The sequence below is a fragment of the Candidatus Woesearchaeota archaeon genome (genome assembly GCA_021734105.1).
In the GTDB taxonomy this organism is placed as follows: Archaea; Nanobdellota; Nanobdellia; order Woesearchaeales; family SKGA01; genus SKGA01.
Window position 1 is genome coordinate 1 of record JAIPJP010000036.1, and the last position, 7541, is coordinate 7541.

A 7541-nucleotide genomic window follows, 5' to 3' on the forward strand; every position below is an offset into this window, starting at 1 on the left:
CTCTCGACACATCGCTTCAGCAAGAAGCGAAGTATATTGCAAAGCAATACTTCACAATATTTTCTTGCTTTTAGCAAGACTCTCGGGACAAACCCTTGTTGATGAGAATATTTATATATCTCATAATTTTAACGGTAACTAAAGGGTGGCCAACAATGGAAGATGAACAATTATCAAATCAATCAAGAAAACGAGAAAAACAAGCTCAAGAGCAATCACCAGAAGCAAAAGAAGAAGAGCTCGTGTTTCCTGATAATTATTTTCATTTTGACAAAGCAGGACTTATGGAAGATTATAACAAAATTCTTGCAGATATTCAAACTGCCTATGAACTAGGCAATGAAGTCGTTTTACCAGAAATAAAAGGAGCCTTTGATCATATATTTTTTATCGGCATGGGTGGTAGCGCAATTAGTGCAGATTTCTTAAAAAAATATCTTGAGCATATAGGCATTGCCATACCTATTACTATTATTCGAGACTACACTATGCCGCCAACTTTTACAGAGTCATCACTTGTTATTGGGATTAGCTACTCAGGAAATACAGAAGAAACACTCAGCGCGTTTCGACTCGCAATGAGAAAATCAAAATATTGCTTTGCCTATGCAAACGGCGGAAAACTGCAAGAAGCATGCGCTATTAACAGAACACCATGCACCATCGTACCAAAAGGTTATCAACCAAGAACAGCAGCATTGACCTATTTATTTTTCCCTATCCTGCGCTTACTTGAGCGATTACAAATTGTTCCAAGCCAACAAGGAGAGGTAGATACCATTCTACAAACTATCAAAAAAACAGAGTTTAAACCAATCGCAATAAATCTTAGTGAAAAACTTATTAACACCATACCTCTTATTTACGCAACAGCAAAATACTTTCCCGTCGCATTCAGATTCAAAACACAAGTAAATGAGAACACAAAGCGACACGCATTTGCTGGAGAGTATTCGGAATTTAACCATAATGAAATCTTAGGCTATGAACACGTCAACGGAACATATCACATCATAACGTACCGATTTAATGATGATCACAGACGGCTACATAAACGCATGGATATCGTTAAAGAAATCACAAATAAAGCAGGAGTTGAAACAACAGAAATCAAACTCTCCGGAGAATCCTATCTTGCAAAAGTATTCTCCGCAGTGCTCATTGGTGATTTAACTAGCTATTACCTGGCTTTACGATATAAACTAGACCCCTCACCAGTGCATATTATCGAATCATTAAAAGAAAAAATGGGACCTCTGATTTAGCTTTTCTATATGGTCTTAGTACGTCTAAATAGCTCGCTTGTTTTACTAGTGAGCGTGCAAACCTTTTTAAAGGAAGTACTATTTCTCAGAGCAGCAATTCAGGGGCTGTAGTGTAGCTTGGTCTATCATTTGTGGTTTGGGACCATAAGACCCCAGTTCGAATCTGGGCAGCCCCAGGCTTTATAAGAGGATGTCATAACTCCCGAAGGGGTCTTGTGCGCGGTAACGCGATAAACAGCCCGAAGTTTTATAACTATAACAAAACTATTCAAAAAAAATAAGAAAGCAAAAACAACGTGGCAAAAACAAAGAAAATCAAACGTTTTCACGGCTTTGCCATATAAGTACAAGGTGAAAGGATATGGTAAAAAAATCTTCAAATTCAACTAAGCGGTTTGGACCGCGATACGGTAAAACGGTAAAGGATAAAGTAGCGGCAATAGAAAAACAACAGCGAGCATCATACACTTGCCCTTACTGCTCACGACAACAAGTCAAACGAGTAGCGAGTGGTATTTGGGAATGTAAAAAATGTAGTGCTAAATTTGCAAACAAAGCATATACTGTTGGAAAACAAACAAAAATCCAAACCAGTGTTACTGAATTATAAAACGAGCTGATGCCCCATGACCGAATATAAATGCTTTTCATGTAACAAAACAGTAAAAGATACCTATATTAAAAAAAAGGTTCGCTGTATTTACTGCGGCTCAAAAATTATCTTTAAAGCGCGGACTAAACCATCCAGTGTTAAGGCACGATGAAGCTAACAAGCACCATTACTATAACGCAGCTAGAACGCGAAGAAAAAAAACATTTTCTTGCGCTGTTTGCTAATGAAGATAAAGAACTCAGTAATAACCGCGCATCGTATAACATAATACAAGAGGATGCTGAGTTACAATTTATTATTACCGCATCAGATGCCGTTGCTCTTCGAGCCGTGTTAAATAGCATTGGAAAAACCTTGGCAATCTATGACAAAACAAAGGAGTTGACAAAAAATGAGTGAGGAACAACTCAACCAACTAAGAATTATTGAACAACAACTTTCTGCAACCGTGCAACAAAAACAAGCATACGATCAACAGCTCGTTGAAATAGAAAACGCACTTAAAGAACTTACCAATAAAGATGAAGCGTATCATATTGTTGGTAGCATCATGATTAAAAAAGATGCAAAAGTAGTTGCTGCAGAACTTAAGGAAAAAAAGAATACCTTCGCCGTTCGTGTTGACGCACTTACTAAACAAGAAGAATCATTACGTCACCAAGCACAAGACATGCAAGAAAACATTATGAAAAATCTACAACAAGGAGAGGAGTAAATATGGATGAGCAAGTAACAGAAATTATTGAATTTATTGGTGAATTAACTGATGACGGCAATGTGCCACGGAATGTGAAAACAAAACTCAAAGAAATCAGTAACGAACTCAAAAAAACAACAGATGATAACAAATCATTAACAGTAAATAAATTGCTTGCAGACCTTGATGATATCGCAGGAGACGCGAATCTTGATTCGTTTACCCGACAACAATTATGGAGCATTACTAGCATGCTAGAAGGCATCTAAAGACTGTTCTTTCCTTTTTCTTAGATTCATTTTTTCTTAACAACACGTAACAAAGTATAAACAACAATACAAACTTTACTAAAAATTCATTCCAAAGAGAATTGCTATAAATAGTGGCTTCTTTTTTGAGATTTTCTCTTTCTTCTTCGTTAGCATAGCCATTTTGAAAAAAAGCAGGTAAAGTACTAGATTCATTTTGTCCTAAACAAATTATGCATACTCGTCTTTTTTTCTTCTTTGAATTATTATTTATTTATCACACACTACACAGAAATAATAAATTATTTATGTATCACTATAAGGTAATTTATAAACACTATAAGGTATTTGTAAATGAAAAAGTCCGGATATAGAGACATTCACAAATAAAAAAAAGAAAAAAAATATACAGCCATTAGGCAGTTTAAAACAAGCGCGAAACAGAAAGAATGAACTTAAGTTCATACCATTTCATAACATTTAAAAAGAGAAGCTCACACATCATCATATAGATACCTGTTTCACGCTTACAGAGGTCGCATTACGAGAACAACAATCAAAAACTCAAATTTAAGATGTATATTTTTACCATCAAATCAACACTAAGGGGAAGAATCACATGAAAGAAAGAATAACCATAACCATAGATGAACACATGCTTAAGCTACTTGATGATCAAGTAGATGGCGTCACCGTGAAAAACAGAAGCCACGCAATAGAACTTAATCTTGCAAAATCATTACAAAAAAAAACTATTACGCAAGCAATTATTTTTGCAGGGGGAAAATATAATGTTATACAAGATAGACAAGAAATTCCCACCGTCATGGCAAAAATTAAAGGCAAGCCAATTCTTGAACATAATATGCTCATGCTCAAAAAACAAGGTATTGTCGATATTATCTTAGCACTCAGCTACGAAAAAGAAATGATAAAAGAATATTTTGGGAATGGAGATAAACTTGGTGTTCGCATTATCTATATTGAAGATGAAAATCCGCAAGGAACGGCAGGCGCATTGCGTAGTGCAGCACCACACATCACAGGACCATTTATTGCATGTAACGGTGATGAGATGAAAACTATTGATATTAAAGAAATGTTTGCGTTTCACAAAAAACAAGGAACATTAGCAACACTTGCAGTCACAACAAAAGCAAATCCTAAAGAGTATGGAGTTGTCGTATTAAATGGTAATCATGTGTATAGCTTTATTGAAAAACCAACAGGAAGCGTACCCACTAATCTTATTAGTGCAGGTCTTTATATTTTCGAACCGGAAGTTATCGGCATGACACCACAAGGATTCGGAAGACTTGAACAAGATGTCTTTCCAAAACTTGCAAAAAAAGAAGAACTCTCAGGATATGTTTTTTATGGTGCTTGGCAAGATGTGCGCACAGCAGATGGACTTGAGCAAGCAACAAAAGCGTGGGAACAACAACAAAACTTTTAAAATAAAAATCAGCACATAAAATAGGTGAGAAGAGATTGAGTAATCCGTTTAAAGCATACGATATTAGAGGAATTTATCCTGAAGAATTAGACGGCAATCTCGCATTTCATCTCGGCAAGGCAACAGCAACATTTCTTAACGCGCGCAGCATGATTGTAGGTAAAGATGCGCGAACCAGTAGCGAAGAATTATATGATGAAGTTATTGCAGGCATACGCAGCACCGGATGCAATGTCATCGCAATTGATTTGGTCACCACACCGCAATTTTATTTCTCGCTTTTTACGAGCACACATGATGGAGGAATTATCGTAACTGCAAGTCACAACCCCAAAGAATACAACGGATTTAAAATTTGTGGAGCAAACGCAGACACTATTTATGTTGATGCAGGACTACCAGATATCGAACGAATTATCGCGACAAAAACATACAAAACCGCAAATAAACCAGGACAAGTTATTTCTAAAGATATCAAACCAAGCTATGAAAAATATTTTGTGAAACTTGCAAAAGAAATTTCTAGCAAGTATAACATTCTCACTGATACAGGCAATGGCGTTGGAACACTTGAACTGGACGTCTTAGAAAAAGCATATGGTAAAAATATTATATTAACACGACTATTTGATCAGCCAGACGGCAATTTTCCCCACCACGAAAGTAATCCGATAAAAGCTGAAGAATACAAAGAATTCTCTAAACAACTTGCAGAGGGAACCTACGATTTTGGCATTGCAACAGATGGTGATGCAGACAGAGTAACCTTTTGGCTCCCCGATGGAACTATGGTGCCACCAGACATCATCATCACACTTATTGGATTACATCTTGCGCGAGAAGGAGAACGAGTAGGATTTGAAGTACGAACCTCTCGAGCAGTACCTGAAATACTTGAAGCCCAAGGTATTCGCACAACACGTTATTCATCAGGACGACCCTATATTAAAGTAGGCATGCAAAAAGATGGCGTTATCTTTGCAGGAGAACGAAGCGCGCATTATTTATACCAACCACTACACAATACCGACTCTAGCTTACTTACCATGATGCACCTGCTACACATCATAGATAAAGAAAAAAAACCATTAGCAGAATTAGTAACGCCGCTTATTAAATATCCAACCACAGGAGAAATAAACATTCAGCACGATCATAAAGACGCAGCAATAGCTGCTGTAAAAAAAGAATTTTTATCTGAAGCAACACACATCCTTGAAATAGATGGCGTGAGCGTGTTTGGCGAGAAGTATTTTTTTAATGTGCGCAAAAGCAATACAGAACCCTACTTACGATTCATTGTAGAAGGCGACACACAAGAAATAGTTAAAGATATCAAATTGCGCATTGAGCGAGTGCTTGCACGGGTTTGAACTTAAGTTTATACGTGTTAAGTTTAGTTTACACGAGTTGAACAAATCACGTTTATGACTAAAAACTACTCCTACACTGTTTTTCAATGATCAAAACAAACAATAATTAATTTATCTTGCTCTAGACGATAAATAATTCTGTAAGGATGAACCCTTAGACTTCGATGATGTTTTAAGTTATGGCGTAACGGCTTTCCTAAATGAGGATTTGTTGCGAGTTTCTTGAGTTGTTTAATAATTTTTAATTCCACAGATTTATTTTTGAGTTTATTAAAGTCCTTCTTGAAATCATCCGAGAAAATTATTTCCATTATGTATACACGGTTAATTTGTTAGCTTGTTCACTATTTTTTCATCACTCATCTCAGTTGTGACTTTAGTAACCTTCCCCGCAGTAATTTGCTGTTCTGCCAAATGAATCTTTTTTAACAATGCCATTTCTTCTCGTAGCGTCTCAGAAGTTATTTGTTTGAGCACAATATCCTTTCCATCATTAAACACCAGAAATTTTGTTGCTGGCGTTAATCCTGCTTCTTTTCTTACTTCTGAAGGTATCACTATTTGTCCATTAGCAGACAATTTGGTTAGTGCAATCTCCACAGCTATCACCTACAAGGTATTTTAAATATAAAATGTGTTGTAATATTTAAATTTTTGGGATGCTAGTGTCTATGCATATCAAAATAGAAATACAACGCTTCTTTACAAGATTCACGGGCAGTTGTCCTGTGTGAGAGACTTATACATATTGGTGAAATTATAAGGTTATATTTATATAATTTGCTTATTTTTATTTCTTATAGGTAGTAACAAAATTAGAAGTTGAACTTAAATGATTCCTGAAATAGAAAAAATGATTTATGGTGCTCTTGGATACAAGCCCCCTGAAAAAATTGCACTATTACATGACAATACATACGAGCCAATAATGAATCTTTTAGAGCAAAATTTAAGACTGGCTCAAATCCCTTGCGTAAAAGTAAATTTTACACACTCATACAATACACCCTTAGAAGAGAACATACGTGAACTCTTTCTGAATCCAGAATTTAATATTCTTGTATTAGGATTTAATCAAAACATTTGGCACACGCCAGAAAGAAAATCAGCTAAATACGACTTAGGCAAACGAATTATCAATCTCATTCATCCAGAAGGAATTTGTAATTCATTTAATGCAAACATTACACAACTTAAAAATAGAGGAACTGCTTTATTCAGTCATCTTAAAGAAGGCGCAAAGGTTGAAATATACACTGCTAAAGGAACAGCACTAGAAACAACTATTTACAAAGCATTCTTAGAATCAGGAGACTACTCGCAGCCATATTCAGGAGGAGATTTTCCTTCAGGAGAGGTTGGCTTTTCTCCCGTTATTGGCTCTACAAAAGGAACACTAGTACTCGATTACAAAATCCAACATGTTGGTTTTGTTGACAAAGAACCACCCATTTTGAACATAAAAAACGACGAAATAAATATAGTCAAAGGGTCTCAACAATATAAACAACTCATCACATCGCATAATTCCCTAAAATATATCTGTGAAATTTCAATCGGTACTAATCCAATACATGCTAACGAGCAAAACATCCACAGCATCGTCGAAGAGAAAAACCTAGGAACTATGCATTTTGGTTGTGGAGGAAATGGATCGTATGGTCTTCGTAAAGGCCCTCATTTCGATAGCGTCATACAGGAACCAACACTAATTGTTAATGGCAAACTACTGATGGAAAAAGGTCAATTCAGGGTTTGTCCCAAGTCTCTAACTTTTTAGAAAGAAATATATGCTCCCACTGCCAAAAGTAGCATTGTGGGAGGGAAAAACAGATTGAGGCTGTTTTTCCAATGAAGAAAAAAGATAGATTAATTAAAAAAGTTAAGCA

At 36.0% G+C, this 7541-nt stretch carries 11 protein-coding genes and 1 tRNA gene; 10 read left to right on the forward strand and 2 right to left on the reverse strand.

From position 1 onward, the window contains the following. Window positions 1-155 precede the first annotated feature (155 nt). The 9 genes from K9M74_05450 (at window position 156) to K9M74_05490 (ending at window position 5652) form a co-directional block, all read left to right on the forward strand. On the forward strand, window positions 156-1265 hold the full coding sequence (locus tag K9M74_05450; protein ID MCF7799320.1) for a bifunctional phosphoglucose/phosphomannose isomerase: 1110 nt from the start codon (window positions 156-158) through the stop codon (window positions 1263-1265). Window positions 1266-1366: 101 nt separating this feature from the next. After that, window positions 1367-1441 (forward strand) — tRNA-Pro (locus K9M74_05455). A gap of 185 nt (window positions 1442-1626) precedes the next feature. Further along, a complete protein-coding gene (locus tag K9M74_05460; GenBank protein MCF7799321.1) occupies window positions 1627-1875 on the forward strand; it encodes a 50S ribosomal protein L37ae in 249 nt (82 codons plus the stop codon). Window positions 1876-1891: 16 nt separating this feature from the next. Continuing rightward, window positions 1892-2029: a DNA-directed RNA polymerase subunit P gene (locus tag K9M74_05465; protein ID MCF7799322.1), complete on the forward strand. Its 138-nt coding sequence runs from the start codon at window positions 1892-1894 to the stop codon at window positions 2027-2029. Next, window positions 2026-2277, forward strand: a complete 252-nt coding sequence (locus tag K9M74_05470) for a hypothetical protein (protein ID MCF7799323.1) — start codon at window positions 2026-2028, stop codon at window positions 2275-2277. Before K9M74_05465 ends, K9M74_05470 begins: the two co-directional genes overlap by 4 nt. Beyond that, window positions 2270-2593 (forward strand): prefoldin subunit beta, encoded by a 324-nt coding sequence (locus K9M74_05475; GenBank protein ID MCF7799324.1) that lies wholly within the window; start codon window positions 2270-2272, stop codon window positions 2591-2593. Before K9M74_05470 ends, K9M74_05475 begins: the two co-directional genes overlap by 8 nt. A gap of 2 nt (window positions 2594-2595) precedes the next feature. Then, a complete protein-coding gene (locus K9M74_05480; GenBank protein MCF7799325.1) occupies window positions 2596-2844 on the forward strand; it encodes a UPF0147 family protein in 249 nt (82 codons plus the stop codon). 598 nt (window positions 2845-3442) lie between these two features. Next, entirely contained in the window at window positions 3443-4279 is an 837-nt protein-coding gene (locus K9M74_05485; protein ID MCF7799326.1) for a hypothetical protein, read from the forward strand. Window positions 4280-4314: 35 nt separating this feature from the next. Next, complete coding sequence (locus tag K9M74_05490) at window positions 4315-5652, forward strand: phosphomannomutase/phosphoglucomutase (protein MCF7799327.1); 1338 nt, start codon at window positions 4315-4317, stop codon at window positions 5650-5652. A gap of 83 nt (window positions 5653-5735) precedes the next feature. On the opposite strand, the gene K9M74_05495 is transcribed toward K9M74_05490, so the two are convergent. Together K9M74_05495 and K9M74_05500 are read right to left on the reverse strand one after the other, a co-directional pair. Beyond that, window positions 5736-5963, reverse strand: a complete 228-nt coding sequence (locus K9M74_05495; GenBank protein ID MCF7799328.1) for a type II toxin-antitoxin system RelE/ParE family toxin — start codon at window positions 5961-5963, stop codon at window positions 5736-5738. 13 nt (window positions 5964-5976) lie between these two features. Beyond that, the gene (locus K9M74_05500) at window positions 5977-6252 is read right to left on the reverse strand and encodes an AbrB/MazE/SpoVT family DNA-binding domain-containing protein (protein ID MCF7799329.1); all 276 of its coding nucleotides are present in this window, start codon (window positions 6250-6252) and stop codon (window positions 5977-5979) included. A 232-nt stretch (window positions 6253-6484) separates the two neighbouring features. Between K9M74_05500 and K9M74_05505 the strand changes: the two genes are divergently transcribed. Continuing rightward, a complete protein-coding gene (locus K9M74_05505; GenBank protein MCF7799330.1) occupies window positions 6485-7432 on the forward strand; it encodes a hypothetical protein in 948 nt (315 codons plus the stop codon). Window positions 7433-7541 lie beyond the last annotated feature (109 nt).